Source organism: Herpetosiphon llansteffanensis, from assembly GCF_003205875.1.
GTDB classification, from domain to species: domain Bacteria; phylum Chloroflexota; class Chloroflexia; order Chloroflexales; family Herpetosiphonaceae; genus Herpetosiphon; species Herpetosiphon llansteffanensis.
The window spans coordinates 1-19,017 of the sequence record NZ_PUBZ01000149.1 but is presented as its reverse complement, the minus strand read 5'-3'; the positions used below and the strand labels follow the sequence as shown (position 1 = coordinate 19,017).

Sequence of the window (19,017 nt, the reverse complement as noted above, 5' to 3'; positions counted from 1 at the left end):
TAAGAGACGGGTCGGGGATTGGGGATCAGGCTATAGAAAATTAATAATCAAACAAATCTGTGGAATCTGTGGCTAAAAAATGATTATTCGTGCAATTCGTGGCTAAGAAGAACATAATCAAAAAAATCTGGGGAATCTGTGGCTAAAAAAATGATTACTCGTGTAATTCGTGCAATTCGTGGCTAAAAAACGTACTTTATGCTCTTTGTCGATCAAGCCGATCCCCGATCCCCAACGACCGATCCCCACACAGAAGAAAGATGGTATCATGGGGCGTAACAAACGAGGAACCCATGAATATTTACGATCTTGATTTGCAGGGCTTGACCGCGCAATTAGCTGAACTAGGCCAACCAGCCTTTCGTGCGCGCCAAATTTATGCCCATTTATATAAAAAATTAGCCAACGATTTTGCCGCCATGACCGATTTATCGGCGGCGTTGCGCGAACAATTGGCGGCCAAATTTCAAATTGGTGGCCTTGAACTGGTGCGCGAACAAACGACTGACGATGGCTTGACCCGCAAGGTGCTTTGGCGCTGTCCGGGCAATGCGGTGATCGAAACGGTGTTGATGATCTACCCGCCTGATCGGGCGACAATTTGTGTTTCGACCCAAGCCGGCTGCGCCATGGGCTGCGTTTTTTGCGCTACTGGCAAGCTGGGCCTGTTGCGCAATATTTCCAGTGGCGAGATTATGGAGCAGGTGCTGCATTTCGAGCGCTACCTGCGCACTGAAGGCGCTGCGATTGCCAAGCGTCACGGTGGGCCAGTGCCCGACCATATTACCAACTTGGTATTTATGGGCATGGGCGAGCCATTTGCCAATTACGATCGTTGGTGGGCAGCGGTTGAACGGCTCAACGATAAACAAGGCTTCAATCTTGGCGCACGCAATATGACGGTTTCGACGGTGGGCTTGGTCAAAGGCATTCGCCAATTGGCCGATGAAGCCTTGCAAGTTAATTTGGCAGTTTCGTTGCACGCGCCCAACGATCAATTGCGCAGCGAACTGATGCCCGTCAACGATCGCTTTGATATTAGCGATTTGATGGATGCGGTGCGCTATTACACTGATAAGACTCATCGCCGAGTCTCATTTGAATATGTGCTGCTCGACGATAAAAACGATACACCTGAGCTTGCGGCCCAACTTGCTAGTTTGGTCAAAGGCATGCTCTGCCATGTCAACTTGATTCCGTGGAATCCTGTGCCTGGTACGCCCTTGACGCGTTCGCATCGTGAGCGAGTTACGGCTTTTCAGCGGGTTGTGCAAGCAGCTGGCATTTCGTGTACGGTGCGGGTTGAACGCGGGGTGGAAATTGCTGCCGCCTGTGGCCAACTGGCAGCACTGCCAGCACCAACCAGCCCGATGAACCTGTATTAATAAGGATGAAGGATAAATTATGAGGGATGAAGTTTTAAAATCATAAATCCTAGATACAGATCGTTAAAATAGATTATTGAGGCGGGATAGGCTGAAATTTCATCCTTCATCCCTTATACTTCATCCTTTCGAAGGGGACTTTTTTGTGCTTGATACCTATCGTGTTTTAATTAGTGCTGCGCCTGAAATGCTTGAGGCAGCCATAGAAGAAATTCGTTTTGGCAAATTTGGAATTGCTGTTCAGCGACTTGCGCCTGAGGTCGCGTTGGTTGAGCTAGAACAGCCTTTAGATGAATGGCAAGCAATCTTGGCTAAACGGCCAGCCGTTTTTATCCGCCATATTGCGCCAGTTCATCGCGAAGTTGTGCTCGAAGGCACGCCCGATGATTTGGAGCGTTTGACCCAAGTGGCCTTGAATCTCGCGCCACATTTGCCAGCCCGCAAACCGTTTGCGGTGCAAACCCGCTTGCTCGATGAGCATGTAAAATTAACCCGTTTTGAAATTAACCAAGCCTTGGCCGAAGCTGTTTCGCAAGTGAGCGGCTTGCCCTTGGATGTACGTAATCCGCAGGGCGTGCTTTCGGTTGCCTTGAGCATGGATCGGGCCTATCTCGGCGTTTCGAGCGTTGAATTCAATCGTTCGGCATGGGCTGGTGGTGCACATCGCTTTGCCCGCGAACAAGGCCAATTAAGCCGCGCCGAATTTAAATTGCTCGAGGCCCAAGCCTTGTTCAATATCGATTGGCCTGATCATGGTCAAGCCTTGGATTTAGGCGCTGCACCTGGCGGCTGGACGCGGATTTTGCGTCGCGCTGGCCTGCCTGTTGTTGCAATTGATCCAGCTGATTTGCACCCTAGCTTGCGCTATGATCAAGGCGTTCGCCATTTGCAAACCTTGGCCCAGCGTTTTTTGCCAACTCAAGAGCGATTTACCGTGATCGTCAATGATATGCGGATTGATGCGCGCGATTCAGCGTGGCTGATGGTTGATGCTGCCAATGCTTTGACCAACGATGGCTTGGCGGTAGTCACGCTCAAATTGCCCCACGAACATAGCGCCCAAATTGCCTATCACTCGCTGAGTATTTTGCGCACCGCCTATTGGGTGATTGGCGCACGCCAACTGTTCCATAACCGCTCAGAAGTGACCGCCGTGCTGCGCAAAAAACACGAAAAACGTCCCAAAGTCGATCAGCCGCCACGCGATTGATCCACGAAGGGTAAAGTGGGGATCGGTTGTTGGGGGTCGGGGATCAGTGCAACGAAACCACGAAGAACGCGAAGAACGCGAAGTTTTGATCCACGAAGGGCACGAAGGTACACGAAGAACAAGGCTATAGGCTATAGGCTATTGGGCTACACACTTCACTTCATCAATCCAGCACATAAATATTTGGGGTGCAGGGGCTGAAACCCCCTGCGTTTCCCTCCAGCGGAGGGACGGAAGGGAGGAGAAATAATACTTGAAGCCGATACAATAATGATTTGCTTATGAAGGGTTGGGGAAACAGCTTGATTCAAGCCAATAAACGCTGAGAAGAGGTTTGTGAATGCCTGATAATTCTCGGTACAGCGCTAGCAACATTCAACTGCCATCGAATCTCAACCCAATCCAACTTCGTCGCGAGAATGCAGCAATGTACTATGGCGGCAATGATGGCAAGGCAATTCAAGGCCTCTTAATTAGCTATATCGATTTTCTCCTAACCACGCAACATGCGCAACAGATTCAAATAACTTGCCTGTCAACTGGCGGTTTTGTTATCCAAGATGTTGGGTCGAGCATAGAATCGGTTGCTGGTTGCGGGTTGCCGACAGCCGAGTTGCTGCATGTGCTTGGCGCTGCTCAACATTGCATAATCGATTTGCACCACGATGGGCAACATTATCAATTGAGCTATAACGGCGAACTTACTGTGCCAGCGGTACAGCTGCTTGGTTCCAGCCAAGCCAACTATCGAAGCATCTCGTTTGTACCAAACCACGCTATCTTCATCCATCGGGCTAGCTCAATTCATCAACTACTCGGTTCGTTGCGTGGCTTGGCAACGCTATTTGCTGGTTGTCGAATTGAAGTCATCGATCAGCTTCACGCTACGATTAACCACCTATTTTATCCCAATGGGCCGCGCGATTATCTCGATGAATTAATTTTCAATAATTTGAATTCAGAGCCATATCTTGAGTTTGCTGGCGCTAATGAGTATGTTCAGCTCAAAATTGTTCTGCAATTTAGCCATTTTAGCCAGATTGAGCAATGTTTGCTGCGCTATCGCCATGTGCCGTTTGAGCCAATTTATCGCCAAGCCAGCTTAAAAGGTTTGGCCGCAGGCTTAACGAGCTATGGCCAGATTCATGGCAAGCTAGCTGATAATCAAGCAATCGAGCCAGCCCAAATCCGCAATTTTGGCTGTTTGATCGTTTTGGAGCAGCTAGCAAAATCATTGCAAGATGCAGGTGGTCGGCCTAGCGATCCTTCGATAATTGCCGCCGCCATTCAGCAACTTGTGCAACACCAATTGCCCGCGCAACTGGCTAAATTATCAGCTGGCGAAATTAATCAGCTCGTTATGTGGTAAGTTTCTGATCCACGAAGAGCACGAAGAGCACGAAGCTTGAAACCGCGAAGACCGCGAAGTTACAGGAAGGGAAACTTTGGGGTCACAGTATCAATTGCAATAGTCCACAAGATAAATATTAGGGGTGCAGGGGATGAAAACCCCTGCGTCTCCCGCCTTGAGGCGGGACGGAAGGGTGGTGAATCAATACTTGAATTACTTAAATTCTCCTGATAACCGTTTGATTTTCTTTAAATTTGGCTCCCTCCAATGCTTGTAGTAGCTCAACATTTTGCCCCAGAACGCCCCATGACATAAAATAGAGGGTTTTGAATTCACAGCTAAAACTATTTGGAGAACTCCAATGCATGACCCTTGGGGCGATACATTTACGCCTGAAGAACAGGCGATTCTAGCACCGTTTGTCACCAACCTCGATCAGCCAATTTTTGGCTTGCGCAACTTACCCGAAGTTGTCAAAGGTGCCTTGTTCTCGCGCTACAGCCGCAGCGATAAGAGCCTGCGCCGCATGTTGCTTGATGAGTTTATTCAAGCGCCAGAAGCTGGTTTTCAGGCAATTGTGGGCCATGCCGCCAGCAATGGCAACGATCAATTGGTGGCTACCAAGCAGGCCGAAGCTTTCTACGAACGGGTATTGCTTGGCTATGGCGACGATTCGGTTGCTGAGTTGGGCGGCGCGCACGTGGCCTGCGAAGGCGTGAGCAATATCGTCGCCAAAGCGCTTGAAGATAGCCGCTTGGGCCTCGATCCGCTGGAAAAATCGACGCGCTATGTGCCGTTTGATCGCCAAGTTGCAGGCAAATATCGCTATCATCGGGTGGCGGAAATAATGCAATCACGCCACGCCGCGCTGTATGAACAAACGCTTGATCGCTTATTCGATACCTATCGCAATTTGATTGAGCCAGTGCAATTGTGGGTGCAAAGCGCCACGCCGCGCGATGCCAAAACCAGCGAGCGGGCTTATGCGAGCGCCACACGGGCCAAAGCGCTCGATTTATTGCGTGGTTTGCTGCCAATGGCGACCCTCACAAATGTTGGCTTGTTTGGCAACGGTCGCGCTTATGAATATTTGCTGACTAAATTGGCTAGCTCCGAGCATAGCGAAGTTCGTGGCGTAGGGATTAATCTGCAACATGAGCTTGATCAACTGATTCCTTCATTTGTTAAACGAGCCAAAACCGAGCGTGGCGCTGCTTATAGCCAATATCTCGCGACGATGCGCCAAGCAGGAGCTACATTTAGCCCCGAAATTCCAGCTAGCTCCAATCAACAGAGCGTCGCCTTAGTTGAATTTGATCCTGATGCAGAGGCCAAAGTTGTTGCGGCGATTCTCTATCCGCATAGCGACCAGCCCTTGGAAAGCCTACAAAGCTGGGCACGAAATTTGCCAACTGATCAGCGCATTGCGATTCTGCGGGCCTACGTTGGCGAACGCGGCTCGCGTTTCCATCGCCCAGGTCGCGCCTTCGAAGAAACCTACTATACCTTTGATTTTCTGGCTGATATTGGGGCGTATCGCGATTTGCAGCGCCATCGGATTTTGACCCAAGAGCGCCAGCGCTATAGTGTGGTGCATGGCTATGCGCTTGCGCCAGAGCTTGAGGCTGCTGGAGTTGCCGAGGCGTATTGCACGGCGCTTGAGCAGGCAGCAGCTGCGGTGCAAACGATCGAGGCTGATTTTCCTGAAGCAGCGCAATATCTGGTGCCGTTTGCCTATCGCATTCGTTGGCGTTTTCGCTTGAATTTGCGCGAAGCCTACCATTTGATTGAGCTACGCGCCGCGCCGCAAGGTCACCCAAGCTATCGAGCAATTGCCCAACAGATGTACTTAGCTTTGCAAAAAGTTCATCCAAGCCTGATTGAAGGCATGCAATTTGTCGATTTGGGCGAACATGCTTTGGAACGTTTGGCAGCAGAACAACGCCTCGACCAAAAATTGGCCGAGCAGCAACGATAGGAATTAAGTATGTGGCGGCGTGAGTTTGATGATTTGCTCAATGGAATAGCTGGCGCGTTTTTGTTTGGCATTCCGTTGCTCTACACGATGGAAGTGTGGGATATTGGCAGCGATCTCACGCCGCTGCATATGCTGTTGTATCTTGGCCTAACCTATATTGCCTTGGTTGCGCTCAATCGGGCAACTGGCTTTCGCCGCAATAGCGACGAAACATGGAGCCGCTCGCTCTCAGATAGCATCGAAGCCTTGGCTTTGGGCGCTTTGGTAGCCTGTTTTAGCTTGGTTGTGTTGCGACGGATCAGTTTCGATTTGGCGTATGATGTGATTTTGGGCAAAGTTGTTTTGGAAACCATGCCCTGTGCAATTGGTGTTGGCATGGCCAATGGCTTGTTGCGCAGGGCCGATGACGATGAAGCGGAAGCCGAGCAGCAAAGCTTTTGGCATGCGACCTTGGTTGATGCAGGCGGCACAATGCTTGGTGCAACCGTAGTTGGGCTTTCGATTGCGCCAACCGATGAAGTTGGCGTGATTGCTGCCTCGTTGCCGCCGTGGTGGCTGTGGCTGATTATGGCGGCCTCGTTGCTGATTTCGTATGTGATTGTGTTTCAAGCTGAGTTTGGCGACCATAAGCAACGTAAAAGCGATCGTGGCTTGTTTCAATCGCCGCTCAGCGAAACGATTGCTTCATACATCATCTCATTGGTGTTTGCTTTGGTCACGCTACGGGTTTTCAATCAAATTGATGCCAGTACATCACTGGCACAAATTATCGATTACACGATTGTTTTGGGCTTGCCTGCCACAGTTGGCGGCGCGGCAGGGAGACTAGCGGTATGAAACAGGAAGCACGCACAACTGCCGAATGGGTTTCGCTCGCAATCGCAGTCTTGCTGCTCAGTTGTTTGGTTGGCCTGATTGGCTGGCTTTGGGCCACCGAAGGCGACGAACCAGCTCAATTTAGCCTTGCAATGGGCGAGGTGCGCCAAGTTGGCGAGCAATTTTACCTTGAAATAACCGTGCGCAACGATGGCGATCAAGCAGCGGCAGCAGTTGAAGTTGTGGGTAAATTGGATGAGCAAGAAAGCAATGTTACGCTTGATCTCTTGCCCGGCCATGCTGAGCAAAGCGCAACCCTGATTTTCAGCAGCGATCCCAAGCAAGCTGAATTGGCGGTTGTGGGCTATAGCGAGCCATAGAATGAGGCTATGGGCTATAGGCTATAGGCTATTGGTTGCTGAGTCACAAAGAATGAAACCACGAAGAGCGCGAAGGTTAAGTTTTTTTGCCACAGATTACACAGATTTGTTTGATTATTGTTCCGATAGCCAATAGCTAAAAGCCAATGGCCTGATCCTCTTAGCCACGAATTCCACGAATTGCACGAATAATCATTTTTGCGCCACAGATTGGCACAGATTATTCAGATTATTGTTCCGATAGCCCATAGCCTGATCCCCGACCCCTGACCCCCAACTCCTATAGCCCATAGCCTAATCCCCAATCCCCGATCCCCAATCCCTACTATGTTCTATGCTCTGTAAGCCTAACTTTTCAGCTTTTTATCAGCGGCAAACCAAGGCAAGCATGGTACACTACGCAACGTTGAGAAGAATTCTGATTGTACAAGGGATAAACTGCAATGCACAAACGCTTGCTCCCTCTGGTGCTGGCGCTGGTGCTCGTCGTCACACCGTTTTTGCTGGCCAACCCCGCTACTCCCGCCGCTGCTGCCGAGATTCCATGGGGTGATAAAACAACGCCATTTGGCATGGTGGTCTCATTGGGCAACCGCGTGCGCTCCGATGAAATGCCCACCATGATTCGGTTGATGCGCGAAGCTGGTGTTCAGTGGAATCGCGAAGAAATTTGGTGGGATCAGGTTCAGTTTGAGCCAGATGGCCCCTTTCGCTGGGATGGCGATAGCGCAAAATTCTATAATTACGATCGGGCAATTCAGTTGCAAGCAGAAGCTGGCATCAATATTTTGGGCTTGCTCGATTATAATCCCGCTTGGTTCAAAGGCCGCAATCCTCACCCTGAAGAATGGTTGAGCGATTGGGGCGATTATGTGTATGCAACGGTCGCTCGCTATGGCCGTGAGCGCGGCCAGATCAAATATTGGGAAGTCTGGAACGAGCCAAATCTGGTGCCATCGGGCTATGAAAGCGGCCTCTATAACGTCGATGATTTTGTGCGCGTGCTGCAAACTGCTAGCGCTGCAATTCGCGCCGCCGACCCTGAGGCCAAAATTGTCTTGGGTGGTGTCGCCGATATTTGGAGCGAAATTCCCGAATTTGCCTATGATACGCCCGATTATCTGCAACGTTTGTATAATCTTGGCGCGTGGCCGATGTTTGATATTTTGGGCCTGCACCCCTACCGCCCAGATGCGCCCGAAGTGCCGGTTTTGCGCCGCGATCGCAGCCAAACCTATCGCGAACAAGCTGCCGAAATCGATGCCCTACTCGCCCAATTTGGCAGCAAGCCAATTTGGTATACCGAGGTTGGCTGGTCGACAGAAAGCGATGGGATTGTTGATGAAGCTGAACAAGCGGCGTGGTTGCAACGCTTCTATTTGCTAGCAATGACCCATCCAGGCGTTGAGAAAATATTTTGGTACGATTTTCGCAATGATACTGGCGACAATAATAATTACACCCGGCCAATCAACGATCCAACTGAAAATCAATTTCACTTTGGCATGTTGCGGCGTACCTACCCTCTCAACTTTGATGATCAACGGATTCGCAAGCCAAGTTATAGCGCCTATTATCATCTGACGCATAATTTGGGCGGTTTGAGTTGGCAAGCGAATTATGCGCTGCCCTACGATGGCGGGCTTGGTTGGCAACATTGGAGCAACGGCGATCGCTCGGTTGATATTCTGTGGTGGGTGCACGAAGCTCAATCACCGCCCTACCTCGAAATCAATTGCGATTGCAAACACGTGCAAGTACGAGCCTACGATGGAACATTGCTGCGCGTCGTCAACACCGACACAGGCACCGTCAAAATCCAGCCTGATCAACGTGGCATGCCAATTTGGGTTGAATACGGCGGCTACAGCGGCGAAGGCCGTAGTTTCGACGAAACGCCGCATACTATCCTTGGCGGCTTTCTGAGTTATTGGGAGCAAAATGGCGGTTTGGCGCGCTTTGGTTTGCCATTAACCGATGAACTAACCGAGCCAGGCCCAGGCCGCCTGCCAACAATTGTGCAATATTTTGAGCGCAATCGCTTTGAACTGCACCCCAACAACCAACCTGAATTTCGCGTGCAACTCAGTTTGTTGGGTGTACGTTCGCTTGAACGTGGTGGCGTAGATTGGCGCAACCTACCGCCAGCCCAAAATCCGCCTGCTGAATGTAGTTATTTTGTCGAAACTGGCCATAGTTTGTGCTATCCCTTCAAGCAATATTGGGAGCAAAACGGCGGCATTGCCTTGTATGGTTTTCCGGTCAGCGAAGCATATTGGGAATACGACGAGGCGCAAGGTAAAGGCTTTTTGGTGCAATATTTCGAGCGCAATCGCTTCGAGCATCATCCTGAGTTGGCTGGCAGTGCCTACGAAATTCAGTTAGGCTTGCTTGGCCGCCAACTCTACCAAGGTTGGGCACAGTATCCGTAAAGAACATAGAACATAGGGGTTGGGGATCGGGGGTCAGGGGTCGGGGATTGGGATTTTAGCGCAGAGAACGGATGGCTATGGGCTATGGGCTGTTGACTGAATTTGTTGATAACACAACAATTCTTCCGAAAGCCGATAGCCTCCAGCCCATAGCAAAATCCCACCGCCTTCATTAAACCAACCTCAGACTGATATCCAAACCTCGCTTATGCTCTATGGTCTATGCACTATATTCTTAATTGAGGGAGTGCTATGCCAATTCACTACAAGCGTGATTTAGAAGCCATCGATTGGGCCACATTAAAAGCTGATCTTGCTGCTGATGATTTTGATAATGGGCGCACGCCAGAGCAATACCAACGCTCGTTTGCTGCCAGCTATAGCGTCTGTTTTGCGCTCGATGGCGAACGAATTATCGGCAAAGCGCGTGCATTATCCGATGGCGTGTGCAACGCCTATATCGTCGATGTCTGGACGTGCAGCAATTATCGCCGCCAAGGCATTGCTAGTAGTTTGGTGAAGCAGATTTTGGCTGATCTTCAAGGCCAACACGTTTGTTTATTTACCGACGATCAACAACGCTTCTACCTGCAATTGGGCTTTGAAGAAGAAACCACAGGGATGTCGCAGGTGATTGGTCAATGGTTGCAGAAGGGATAAAGGAGCAGCGATGTTGGTTGTTCTGAGTGAAGCAACCGTCCAACAGCACACTGTCAATGCTCGCGAACTCAACCAAATTACGGAAACTGCCCGCATGCTTGGCTTGCGGGTTTATTCGTTGCCAGCGGAACCTGAGCACTGGGCCGATTTTGAAGCAGCCTTCGCCTATGTGCCAGTTTTCGAGCAGCCACAAACCGGAATTTGGGTTGGCTATATCCCAAAGCCAGAGGATTACGCTGCGCTCTATCAAGCGGCAGCAAGCTGCAATATTTGGCTTATCAATAGCCCTGAACAATATCAAACCGCTATGGAATTTGATCGTTTCTATCCTTTGCTTGGCGAACTAACGCCATTAAGTTGCGTTATTACTGAGCTTGGCCAATTAGCGGCGGCAGAAGAGCGTTTGGGCTGGCCTATCTTCGTCAAAGGCGCAATTAAATCGAATAAGGAGCAAGGTTGGCAAGCATGCGTGGCAACAACGAGCGCCGAACTTGAGCGCTTGAGTATCGAGTTATTGAGTCAGCCTGCTCAAGCACGCGGTCGAGTTATTTTGCGCCGCTTAGTTCAGTTGCGCACGCTTGCTAGCCACTATCAGGCTTTTCCATTAGGCCGCGAATATCGGGTGTTTGTCTATCAAAACCAAGTTTTGGCCTATGGCTTCTACTGGGATGCACCAAGTGAAGAATTTGCGCTTAACGCTGACGAGCTTGCTAGCATCAAAAATCTAGCCTGCGAAGCTGCTCGGCGGGTTGGAACGCCATTTATTGCTGTTGATATTGGCCAACTCATCAATGGCGATTGGATTGTGATTGAAGTTGGTGATGGGCAGTTTTCTGGCTTGAGTCAAGTGCAAGCCCTTGAACTATGGAGCCAACTCAAAACTAAAATTGAAGCTGTGGCGGAATAAGCAAGGTGGCGCAACTGAGAAGGCTGCGCCACTGCATCGATTAGCGCCGAATGTCTTTGACCAAGCGCAAACCTTGAGCATCACTCACCCAAAGCTCTGAGCCATGTTGTTGATCTAACAAGGCAAAGAAGCTGCGCTTAGCATTGGTAGCCCGTTTCGTTGCGTCGAATGTTGTGCCACTCATGCTCATCAATGAGCCTTGGTAGCTCATTGCTTGATAATTGGCAGCGCTGCGATAGACTCGTGCTCCCTTATCGATCAATTGCCAGCCAATCAACCCATTGCCTGTGTCTTCTAAAATCAAGTCGAGTGACATGAATTGGCTTAGGGTTGCATCTGAATTGAAAATCCACCATCCAGCCTGTTGGTTTTCGTTAAAAAGCTGGACAAACAATTGATTATTGGCCCTCAGTAAACGATAGGGAGTCATGCCATTCAGGTTTTGCTGTTTGGTTTGCTGTGGCTGACCATTGGTGCGCCACAGGCTGGTGCCAACACCTTGGGTATAAACTTGATAATACACTTCACCATTAACTTGGGTTAGCTGCGAAGCAGGCAATGGATTACGAATACTGCCAGTAATCCATGGGTGGGTTGCCAGAACGTGCTGCTCGCCAGTGCTGATATTGACATTCCACATACCAAATGTCCCTTCATTGCTCGCAGCAACGATCAAATGGTTTGTATCTAATGGTTCTAACTCAAAGACACTATGCACATCGCCAGCAAAATTGCTGATTTGGCGCGTGCCAGCTGCGCTGCCATCAGTCCACCACACTTGCACCCCAGTCTGCTCATTGCGGGCTAAGAAAGCCATGCCACCAGCCATCGGTGTATATTCTGTCCAGAAAAAGCCATAACTTGTTTCAACGTTCGCGTGGGCTGGGCCTGGGTTGATGTCGCGCAACAGGTAGGTTCCTGTTTCAGTTCCATCGCTAAACCATGGTTCTAGGCCATGCACTCCATCATCTGCCAGAAACATAATGCCTTCGCCGAGTGCTGTGAGATTGGTGATGCTGCTAATGCCGTTTTTAACGATGCGCGTATTGTTTTCGCTGCCATCGCTAAACCACAATTCATTAGTCTGCGGGGTCAAACGGATGAAAAATAAGCCGTTTTTTGCTTTTGCCAATTGATAAGGCCAGCCTGATCCTGCGCCAGGCTCAATATCTTTAACTAAGTGTGTGCCGTTTTCTGTGCCATCGCTGGCCCATAACTCACGGCCATGCAGCTCATCCTCGGCAGTAAAGAAGAGCGTGTCATTGACCATCACTAATTCATAAGGCCACGAACTTTCACCACCGCGTGCCTGCTGCGATTCTTTGCCCACCAAACCAAGCAGCACTTTGAATTGATTGGGCTGATTGGGATGCCACTCGAAACGCGCGCGCTCGAAATGTTGGGTCAGCACCGTGTCGCCATTGGCATTGGTTTCCATAGCTGGCTCGGTCAATGGATAGCCAAATAACTGCAACGAACGGCCAAATGGATCAAGCTGGGGATCGTTCAAGCCATGATTTTGCCAATAGGTCATAAATCCTACGCCGTTGGCTTGATTGCAAACATTGTGACCAGTTGCATCGAACCACAAGCAGCCCTGTTTTGGCCCAGTTTCGCGTGGCAGCATCTCGCTATCAATATTGCGATAGCGCAATAAATCGTCGCCAAGCCGCCCAAGCAGCACATCGTAGGGCGCGGCAAACTCAGGGTGCAATTCAAAGCGTGCCCGCTCAAAGTGCTGAGTCAGGAAAAAATCCCCGCTATCTTGGTTGTAGGCACTTTCGGCGATACTCAACGGATAGCCAAAAACCTGCAAGCCGCCGTTTTGCTGCCAATACTCCAAAAAACGACCTTCGATACAAAAGCCGGTTTGCTCGAAACATTGCGGCTCGGCGGCATGGCTAGCTTGGGGCAAGGCCAAGCTGGCAACGATCAAGCTCAAAATAATCCAATATTTCATCGCTATTCCTCCAATACATCAATATGCTGAGTATAGCGATTAGTACGGCTTTGCACGATGAATAGCGTGTGGCACGCGACTGCGAATCAACTTACAAACTGACCCTAATCTGAAATTTGGCTGATTGGCAATGCAAAAGCTCCACATGATGCTACATATGGAGCTTAGCATTGCTACTGATTAATATTATGGGTGAATATCTTTGACCATGCGCAACGTGCTGCCATCGCTATACCAAAGTTCTTTGCCATGCTGAAAATCGCTCAGATCAAAAAAATGCTCGTGAGTTGAATATGGGAAGGTTGCGCTTTTGCCCATAACCGAGCCACGATAGCGCAGTGGCTGATTGCGTCCGTCATTGCTATACAGCCGCAGGCCAGCAGCCAGCGATTCCCAGCCAAACACGCGGTCTTCGGCAGCATACAATCTGAGGTCTAATGCAGTGAGTTGGCTTAGCGAATTGTTGGCATCAAAATACCACCAACCAGCCTTGACATCTTCTGATGTGCTTAGTTCAAGATACAATTGTTTGCTCGAAGCGAGTATGTTGCGCAGCTTATAGCCTTGCAGATCGACGAGCGTTGTTTGGTCTTGATGGCCGTTGGTACGCCATAAACTCAGCTCGCCATTTTGGGTTTTGCTCATGTAATAGACCATTCCACCAACCTGGGTTAATTGGCTGACTGGATTTGGGTTGCGGGTGGTGACAATGAATGGGTAGCTGGCCAAAAATTGAGGATCGCCGTTGGCAAGGTTAATATTCCATACTCCCATCTCATATTCCAGATGGCCTGAGGTTGCAATCAGATGCAAGTCATCCAAGCGTTCTAACTCGAAGCGCCCAAACGATTTGGCCAAGCGGCTTACTAGGCGCGTCCCATTCTTTTCGCCGTTCGTCCACCAAATCTGCGCACCATTTTGGCTGTCGTAGGCAATGAAGGCCATGCCATTATCAATCGGGGTGTAATCGATCCAATAATTTATATAGCCATCGGAAATAGCCGAAGCTTCGATGCCAGGGTTGAGATCACGGAGCAAATAGGTTCCAGTTTCAGTCCCGTTGCTATACCATGGTTCTAGGCCATGCACGCCGTCATCGGCCCAAAAGATAACCCCATTGCCCAAGGTTTTAAGATTGGTAGGTTTGGCTTTGGCCCCAAACTCTTTAACAATCCGCGTACCCACCTCAGTTCCATCGCTGAACCATAATTGATATGCTGCTTGCTGATTGACAACAAAAAATACGCCGTGATTGGCAGGCTCTAATTGAGTTGGCCACGTCGATTCTTCCCCAACCACAATATCTTTGACTAAGCGCGTGTCGCTCTCAGTGCCATCGCTGACCCACAACTCTTGGCCATGAACACCATCATCGGCGCTAAAAAAGAGCGTATCGTCCACTAACGTCAATTCAAATGGGCTTGAACCTTCGCCATAGACCAATTGTTGGGTTTCTTTGCCCACCAAACCAAGCAACACTTTGAATTGATCGGGCTGATTGGGATGCCACTCGAAACGCGCACGCTCGAAATGCTGGGTCAGCACCGTGTCGCCGTTGGCATTGGTTTCCATCGCTGGCTCAGTCAGCGGGTAGCCAAACAATTGCAATGAACGACCAAAGGCATCAAGTTTGGGATCGTTCAAGCCATGAGTTTGCCAATAGGCCATAAAACCTAGCTCGTTGTCCTGATTACAGACGTTATGACCGGTCGTTTCAAACCATAAGCAGCCTTGTTTTGGGCCAGCTTCGCGCGGTAATAATGCACTATCAATGTTGCGATAGCGCAGCAGATCATCGCCAAGCCGCCCCAGTAACATATCGTAGGGCGCGGCCAATTCTGGGTGAAACTCAAAGCGAGCGCGCTCGAATTGCTGAGTTAAAAAGTGCATCTCACTATCATTATTGTAGACAGTTTCGATTGTGGTTAACGGATAGCCAAAGACCTCCAAGCCGCCATTTTGCCGCCAATACTCCAAAAAACGCCCATCAGTGCAAAAGCCAGTTTGCTCGAAACATTGCAGTTCGGCGGCATGGCTGGATTGCGGTAACACCAAACTTGCGACGATCAGTCCCAATAGCATCCAACGTTTCATCATGGTTCCTCCACTACATCGATACGTAGAGTATAGAAAGCCCTTTCACTGATAACGATGAGGATTTGCTGCTAAACAACTGCGAATCTGCTCATAAGCTGAAACGCTGCTGATTGGCAAAAAACTCCACCTGTTGCTACAAGTGGAGTTTGGCGTTGCTGGTGATTATGGTTATGGACGAATATCTTTGACCATGCGCAGCGTGCTGCCATCGCTATACCAAAGCTCTATGCCATGTGCCAAACTTGGTAAGGCCAAGAAGATACCTTGGTTGGTGCTAAAGCGACTTACTTGCGCAAACATTGGGCTATTTGCCAAACGATGGAAGCCCGAGCCAAGGTAGGCTAGCGTTTGGTTGCTTGCGGTATTGGCATAAACACGGTAGGGTGATTGTTCGCCGCTAATGCCGAATATGCGCTGCCCATTAATCCGCAGTTGTTGAAAATTAAGCCCACTGCGTTGTTGCAGTTTCGTGCCATCCCACGCCCACAAACCAGCCTCGCTGCTATCAGCATTCAGCAATTGGAGATGCAATTGGCTTTGGCTTTGGTCGACGCTGATGTTTTTAAGCAGATACCCAGCTAAATTGATTTGGCTTGCACCTGTTTGCTCAGCAACTTGCCAGAGCGTCGAATTAAGCTCATCAACCACATTGTAATAAACCGTGTTGCCAATGTTGGTCAGGCTATGCACCGAAACGATTAAGCGCGTGCCACTATAGAAGCGGGCATGGCTAGTGAGTTGGCTCTGCTTGCCAGTCGCCAGTTCAATCTGCACAATTTGGACAACATCTGGTTGCTGAACTGCTGCAATAATCTGCTGATCATTCAGACGCTCGAGTTCGGCCACAAATTCATTATTTGCCGCAAAGTTGCTAATTTGGCGAGTGCTTTGACTGCTGCCATCGCTGAGCCACAGTTGGTTGCCTGCGCTGCCAGTGTTGGCCATAAACACCAAACCGTTGGACATTGAGGTGAATTCCGTCGCGAAATAATAGCTGCAACAGGTTTGAACTTTAATTTCCGAGCCAGCTGGGCCTGGGTTAATATCACGAATCAGATATGTACCAGCGCTGCTGCCATTACTGAACCATGGCTCAATGCCATATTCAGCGCTATTGCCCATAACAATCACACCGCCTGCAACCGCAGCAAGATCGATAATGCCTGGCTGGTCGCTGGTTGGGCGCACAAACGAATAGACAAGTTTGGTGCCCGACTCAGTGCCATCGCTGACCCATAACTGGTCGTGGCTCGTCGTTGGAATCACAAAAAACAGTTGGCCAAGCGCGGCGGTTAATCGATAGGGGTTACTTGAACCAGTCGGGCGAATATCTTTGACAAGGCGTGTGCCTGCTTCGCTGCCATCGCTAACCCACAGCTCTTGGCCATGAATGCCATCATCAGCAGTGAAAAACACGCGGGTATCGATCATCGTGAGGTTGCTTGGGCTTGAGCCTTCGCCATAGACCAATTGCTGCGATTCTTTGCCAACCAAGCCAAGCAATACTTTGAATTGATCGGGCTGATTGGGATGCCATTCGAAGCGGGCGCGCTCAAAATGTTGGGTCAACACGCGATCGCCATTGGCGTTGGTTTCCATTTGCACGTCGGTCAACGGATAGCCAAACAATTGCAACGAACGGCCAAAAGCATCAAGTTTGGGGTCGTTCAGGCCATGAGTTTGCCAATACTGCATAAAGCCCAAGCCATTGGCCTGATTACAGACGTTATGGCCTGTGGTTTCAAACCATAAACAATCAGCTTTGGAACCGGTCTCACGCGGCAACATTGAGCTATCGAGATTGCGATAGCGCAGCAAATCATCGCCAAGCCGTCCGAGCAACACATCGTAGGGTGCGGCAAACTCAGGGTGCAACTCAAAGCGCGCGCGCTCGAATTGCTGAGTCAAAAATGTTTCCTGACTATCCTGATTGTAGCGATCTTCTGCTTTGCTTAACGGATAGCCAAAGACCTGCAAACCGCCGTTTTGCTGCCAATATTGTAAAAAGCGACCTTCGATGCAAAAGCCAGTTTGCTCAAAACATTGCTGTTCGGCGGCGTAACTCGCTTGGGGTAATGCTAAACCAACAAGAACAATGAACAAGAGAAGCCAACGTTTCATCAGTATTCCTCCTACATAACTATAGGTGTGAGTATACGCAACTAGGGCGCTGATAACGATGAAACGTTGCTCTCAACAAACTTGTAGTTGGCTTACAAACTGTTATTTAGCTGAGAATGAGCTGTTAATGCTTATTTTTTCGGTTTCGCTTGGCGCACATCGGCCAGCGCAATCAGCACTTTTGGCGGTAGCAGCCAACTAATTTGTCCATGCTCGCCCTGCATTTCAACCCGACAAACTGTACCTTTTTTGAAAATCAGGTTGGTGCCATAGCCTGCAAGCTGAGCCACATACTCGCTAAGATTAGGCTGATGGCCGACGATCATCAAGCTTGAATAATCGGAGTTAAGGCATTCGGCAATAAAATCGCTGTTGGCTGCATCGGGCTGCAATTGCGCTTTGTGCACTGGTGGGTCAGTGCTAAGTGCTTCGGCAATAATACTGGCAGTTTCTGCTGCTCGTGGCAAGGGGCTACTCATAATCAGATCTGGTTTGATTTCCAGCAAGCGCAAGGCTTGGGCACATTGGCGAATACGCTTACGCCCGCGCTCGGTTAAGCGCCGATCCTGATCAAGACCGCTTTCGGCCCAATCTTCGGCAATTCCATGGCGCACAAAATAGAAAATCATTGGCACACTCCACAAAAATCAAGGCTCTTTGCATTATGCCTGATTAAAGCAAAACAGGGATCACACATGCATGTGATCCCTGCTGCAAGAAGGCTATTTAGCGTGGCATAATCAGGCCATAATTGCCGTCGTTACGGCGATAGACGACTTGAATTTTTTCGGTTTCAGCATCGCGGAACACGAAGAACGAGTGACCAAGCAACTCCATTTGTTCAATTGCTTCATCGCTAAACATTGGACGCAAGGTTACATCCTTGGCGCGAATAATTTGGCGTTCTTCTGCTTGTTCTGCATCATCGGGCAAGGCTGGCAGCGGAGCCGAAATCATTTCGCCTGCTGAGCGGCGCAATTTACCTCGGCGATAATGTTTTTCCTTGAAGCGACGAATTTGGCGCTGCAAATTATCGTGCACTGCTTCGACCGCTGGATACAGCTCGCGATCATTTTCTTCGGCCCGTAAAATAATCCCGTGGTCGGCCAACAACGTTACTTGAACGGTATATGTTTCGCCGCTACCTCGCAGCGTTTCAAAACGGCATTCCACTTTCCAATCGTTAATTCCGTCAAGGTAGCGTTCTAATTTGCCTAATTTTTCTTGAATAAATGCTTTTTGCGCATCGTGTAGCTTAATATTACGGCTCTTAATGTTCCATTCCACGGTACGCCTCCTTAAAAAAACCTAAAGTGCACCAGCTTCTTACCCAAGCAAGGTAAGAAGCTGGCAAAGGGCTGCTCCTAGTGGAACGTTCTTCAATTGGATGCTGCTGTTACGCATAATCCTCAACCCGCATCAAAGCCCCATTGCAAACCAAAGGGCGAGGAGATTTAACCAGTTCTCAATGCTGAATTGCATTGAACGTTCACGATCCAAGTGCTGCGAATGTGCGGTGCTTGTAACCAGCAGCCAATCTGTTCACCAGCTTCATTCTCTGCGACCGATCTCAAGCCGTTGGGCTTGGGCAATTGATCGTTTGAGAATATAGCTCACTTGGAGCAGTTGCCAGTATTGTACTATGGCCATGAAGTGAACGCAATAGAACCAACATCCGATTGTAAAAGCGAGGGATCGGGGGTTGGGGGCTGGGGATCGG

General features: G+C 49.6%; 14 protein-coding genes. 9 read left to right on the top strand and 5 right to left on the bottom strand.

The window, feature by feature from the left end; translation table 11 throughout:
* The first annotated feature begins 293 nt into the window (after positions 1-293).
* From rlmN to C5S61_RS24270, 9 genes are all read left to right on the top strand, one after another.
* Positions 294-1,385, top strand: coding sequence for a dual-specificity RNA methyltransferase RlmN (gene rlmN, locus C5S61_RS24310; RefSeq protein WP_110519800.1), 1,092 nt, complete (start codon positions 294-296; stop codon positions 1,383-1,385).
* A 145-nt stretch (positions 1,386-1,530) separates the two neighbouring features.
* Positions 1,531-2,595 (top strand): SAM-dependent methyltransferase, encoded by a 1,065-nt coding sequence (locus C5S61_RS24305; RefSeq protein ID WP_110519798.1) that lies wholly within the window; start codon positions 1,531-1,533, stop codon positions 2,593-2,595.
* 340 nt (positions 2,596-2,935) lie between these two features.
* A complete protein-coding gene (locus tag C5S61_RS24300) occupies positions 2,936-3,964 on the top strand; it encodes a DNA topoisomerase subunit B (RefSeq protein ID WP_110519796.1) in 1,029 nt (342 codons plus the stop codon).
* Positions 3,965-4,307: 343 nt separating this feature from the next.
* Positions 4,308-5,924, top strand: a complete 1,617-nt coding sequence (locus C5S61_RS24295) for an FAD-dependent thymidylate synthase (RefSeq protein WP_110519794.1) — start codon at positions 4,308-4,310, stop codon at positions 5,922-5,924.
* Between the two features lie 9 nt (positions 5,925-5,933).
* The gene (locus tag C5S61_RS24290; protein ID WP_110519792.1) at positions 5,934-6,761 is read left to right on the top strand and encodes a TIGR02587 family membrane protein; all 828 of its coding nucleotides are present in this window, start codon (positions 5,934-5,936) and stop codon (positions 6,759-6,761) included.
* Entirely contained in the window at positions 6,758-7,120 is a 363-nt protein-coding gene (locus C5S61_RS24285) for a hypothetical protein (protein WP_110519790.1), read from the top strand. Before C5S61_RS24290 ends, C5S61_RS24285 begins: the two co-directional genes overlap by 4 nt.
* Before the next feature lie 443 nt (positions 7,121-7,563).
* A complete protein-coding gene (locus tag C5S61_RS24280; RefSeq protein WP_110519788.1) occupies positions 7,564-9,552 on the top strand; it encodes a cellulase family glycosylhydrolase in 1,989 nt (662 codons plus the stop codon).
* 252 nt (positions 9,553-9,804) lie between these two features.
* Entirely contained in the window at positions 9,805-10,212 is a 408-nt protein-coding gene (locus tag C5S61_RS24275; protein ID WP_110519786.1) for a GNAT family N-acetyltransferase, read from the top strand.
* Positions 10,213-10,222: 10 nt separating this feature from the next.
* A complete protein-coding gene (locus C5S61_RS24270) occupies positions 10,223-11,119 on the top strand; it encodes an ATP-grasp domain-containing protein (protein WP_110519784.1) in 897 nt (298 codons plus the stop codon).
* 40 nt (positions 11,120-11,159) lie between these two features.
* On the opposite strand, the gene C5S61_RS24265 is transcribed toward C5S61_RS24270, so the two are convergent.
* The 5 genes from C5S61_RS24265 to hpf all read right to left on the bottom strand — a co-directional run bounded on the left by C5S61_RS24265 (position 11,160) and on the right by hpf (position 18,584).
* The gene (locus C5S61_RS24265) at positions 11,160-13,079 is read right to left on the bottom strand and encodes an ELWxxDGT repeat protein (RefSeq protein WP_110519782.1); all 1,920 of its coding nucleotides are present in this window, start codon (positions 13,077-13,079) and stop codon (positions 11,160-11,162) included.
* 186 nt (positions 13,080-13,265) lie between these two features.
* Positions 13,266-15,176 carry an ELWxxDGT repeat protein gene (locus tag C5S61_RS24260; RefSeq protein WP_240614562.1) on the bottom strand — a complete coding sequence of 637 codons (1,911 nt, stop codon included), beginning with the start codon at positions 15,174-15,176 and terminating at the stop codon, positions 13,266-13,268.
* Positions 15,177-15,344: 168 nt separating this feature from the next.
* Positions 15,345-17,297 carry an ELWxxDGT repeat protein gene (locus C5S61_RS24255; RefSeq protein ID WP_110519779.1) on the bottom strand — a complete coding sequence of 651 codons (1,953 nt, stop codon included), beginning with the start codon at positions 17,295-17,297 and terminating at the stop codon, positions 15,345-15,347.
* Positions 17,298-17,428: 131 nt separating this feature from the next.
* Positions 17,429-17,926, bottom strand: coding sequence for a phosphohistidine phosphatase SixA (sixA, locus tag C5S61_RS24250; protein ID WP_110519777.1), 498 nt, complete (start codon positions 17,924-17,926; stop codon positions 17,429-17,431).
* Positions 17,927-18,023: 97 nt separating this feature from the next.
* Complete coding sequence (hpf, locus tag C5S61_RS24245; protein ID WP_110519775.1) at positions 18,024-18,584, bottom strand: ribosome hibernation-promoting factor, HPF/YfiA family; 561 nt, start codon at positions 18,582-18,584, stop codon at positions 18,024-18,026.
* Positions 18,585-19,017 lie beyond the last annotated feature (433 nt).